Annotated in this window: 3 protein-coding genes and 1 pseudogene; all 4 read right to left on the minus strand. The window is 60.0% G+C overall.

The genetic code is table 11. The annotated features are described in order from the left end of the window. Positions 1–1,496, minus strand: a 1,496-nt coding sequence (locus H6B10_RS13925; RefSeq protein WP_204652153.1) for a translation initiation factor IF-2 N-terminal domain-containing protein, incomplete at its 3' end; no start/stop codon positions are given. A gap of 21 nt (positions 1,497–1,517) precedes the next feature. Next, a complete protein-coding gene (locus tag H6B10_RS13930; protein WP_007046645.1) occupies positions 1,518–1,823 on the minus strand; it encodes a L7Ae/L30e/S12e/Gadd45 family ribosomal protein in 306 nt (101 codons plus the stop codon). After that, entirely contained in the window at positions 1,813–2,124 is a 312-nt protein-coding gene (rnpM, locus tag H6B10_RS13935; RefSeq protein ID WP_204652154.1) for an RNase P modulator RnpM, read from the minus strand. The genes H6B10_RS13930 and rnpM overlap by 11 nt, the downstream gene beginning before the upstream one ends. 57 nt (positions 2,125–2,181) lie before the next feature. Next, positions 2,182–2,531: pseudogene (locus H6B10_RS13940) on the minus strand (transcription termination factor NusA); the annotation flags it as partial.

Consider the following 2,531-nt stretch of genomic DNA (forward strand, 5'->3'; position numbering starts at 1 on the left):
ACCAGCAGTGTGGCGATGGGGCCCTGGCCCTTGTCCAGACGGGCTTCCACAACCGCGCCCTTGCCGCGGCGGTTGGGGTTGGCCTTCAGTTCCATGACCTCGGCTTCCAGAACGATCCGTTCCAGCAGGTCGGTGATGCCCATGCCGGTCAGTGCCGACACCGGGATGCAGGCTACATCGCCGCCCCAGTCTTCCGGCACGATCTCGTACTGGGTGAGCTGTTCCTTGACACGCTCGGGGTTGGCGGTGGGTTTATCCATCTTGTTCACAGCCACGATCAGCTTGACGCCGGCAGCTTTGGCATGGTTGATGGATTCAATGGTCTGGGGCATGATGCCGTCATCGGCTGCCACAACCAGAACCGCAATATCGGTCATATTGGCGCCGCGGGCACGCATGGCGGTGAAAGCCTCGTGGCCCGGCGTATCCAGGAAGGTGATGACGCTCTCGCCGCTCTTGACCTGGTAGGCACCAATGGCCTGGGTGATGCCGCCGGCTTCGCCTGCGGTCACGTTGGTCTTGCGGATGGCGTCCAGAATCGAGGTCTTGCCGTGGTCGACGTGGCCCATGACCACAACGACCGGCGGACGCTCCACCAGATCGGCGGCGTTGTCCTCTTCCTGCACGAACAGACGTTCCTCGATGGAAACATGAACCTCATGCTCCACCTTGGCATGGAATTCCTCGGCAATGAGGGCAGCGGTATCGAAATCCACCACGTCGGAAACCGCGTGCATCTCGCCCATCTGCATGAACTTGGCCACGACCTTGGCAGCGGTCTGCTTCAGGCGGCTGGCCAGTTCACCGACGGTGATCTCATCCGGAATGGAGATTTTGAGCTGAGCGTTGCGGGCCTTCTCCAGCTGGATGCGCTGCAAACGCTCTGCCTCGGTCTCACGGCGGCGGCCAAACTGCTGGCCGCGGCGATTGTTGCGGTTGTTGAACTTTTCTTTTTTGCCGGTGGGCTGGTTCTTGCGCTTGTTGGGCATGTTGCGGCTGTCCGCCAGGTCGTCATAACGGGCATTGAATTTATCCACGTTGACGTCCACAGTGCGGGTATCCACAGAAACCTGCGCGCGGTTGACCTGCACCTGCTCGGTAGCGGCCACCGGCTTCTTGATGCCGGTATCAGCAGCCAGTTCCTGCAGGGTGACGCGCTTTTCGTTGCGCTTTTCCGCCTGCTTTTCCGGCTTGCGGTTATCCCGCTTGTTTTCGGGTTTCTTATTCTCCGGCTTTTTGGCTTCCGGTTTCTTGGTTTCTGCCTTGGGCGCGGCGGGTTTCGGTTCTTCCTTGGCACCGCTGGCCAGGTAGGCATCCAAGCTATTCTCGGCGTTTTCGCGGGTCAGGTTTTCCAGCAGGAAATCCAATTCCTTCTCCCCGAACGTGCCGCCGGTTTTGTAAGCTTCACCGGTAACCGAAGAAACGGTCTCGATGACCTTCTTGGCGGGCACGCCGAACTCCTTGGCAACATCTGCGATCTTGTATTTAAAATCCATAAACTGTGGTCCTCCTCTGCATCAGGTAAGATGTTTTGCGCACAGCTGCGCAAGGTGTTCGTCCGTAATGCCGAACACGGCGGCAGGTTTTGGGGTGAGCATCGCCAGATCGGCGGTGGTCAGCGGCATCTGTTCACATGCCACGATCCCCTCGCAGGCGCTGCGCATGTGGGTCACGGTACGTTCGCTGGCATCTGCGGCAAGCAGAACCAGTGCCACCTTACCGCGCAGGGCATTTTCCTGCACGCGGTCGTATCCGTGCAGCAGCTTACCGGCTTTGCGGCAAAGCCCCAGCGCCCCCAGCAACGGATGTTGGTCATTCGCCATGGTCTGCCGCCTCCTTTGCACTTTGTTCCGCGCATTGGATCTCCTCGGTCAGGCGCTCGTAAATTTCGGCGGGGATGGGCACTTCAAAAGTGCGTTCCAACCGCTTGGCTTTGCGGGCCTTGGCCAGGCATGCGGCCGAAGGGCAAAGATACGCCCCACGCCCCGGTGCTTTGCCGCGCAGATCAATGCTGATCTCGCCTTCGGGGCTGCGCACAACGCGCACCAGTTCACGCTTCGGGCGCTGGGTGTTACATCCAACGCAACGGCGCACCGGGATCTTTTTTTGCTTTTGCTGCTGCAAGTAGCCGACCTCTTTTCAAATGAACTCCGGAGCCAACGGCTCGGGCAATGGCTTGGTTTATTCTTCGTCCTCGCCGTAGTAACCGGATTCAGGACGGATGTCGATGTTATAACCGGTCAAATGCGCACACAGGCGTACGTTCTGACCCTTGTTGCCGATGGCCAGGCTGAGCTGGTGATCGGGCACCGTCACACGGCAGCTCTTGGTTTCGCCGGGCAGCAGTTCCACCTTGACCACCTTGGCCGGAGACAGCGCAGCCGAGATAAACTCGGTCACATCCTCGCTCCAGCGGATGACGTCGATCTTCTCGCCGCCCAGTTCCTGCACGATCTTTTCCACACGGGCGCCGCGGGCACCGATGCAGGCGCCCACCGGGTCGACGTCGGGGTTCTTGCTCCAGACGGCCA

Origin of the sequence: Gemmiger formicilis (assembly GCF_016901605.1) — a bacterium.
Classification (GTDB): domain Bacteria; phylum Bacillota; class Clostridia; order Oscillospirales; family Ruminococcaceae; genus Gemmiger; species Gemmiger formicilis_B.

What these genes read in the sequence shown, in the direction of transcription:
- H6B10_RS13930 (WP_007046645.1), bottom strand. Translation starts at nt 1,823, where the DNA reads ATGGCGAATGACCAACATCCGTTGCTGGGGGCGCTGGGGCTTTGCCGC.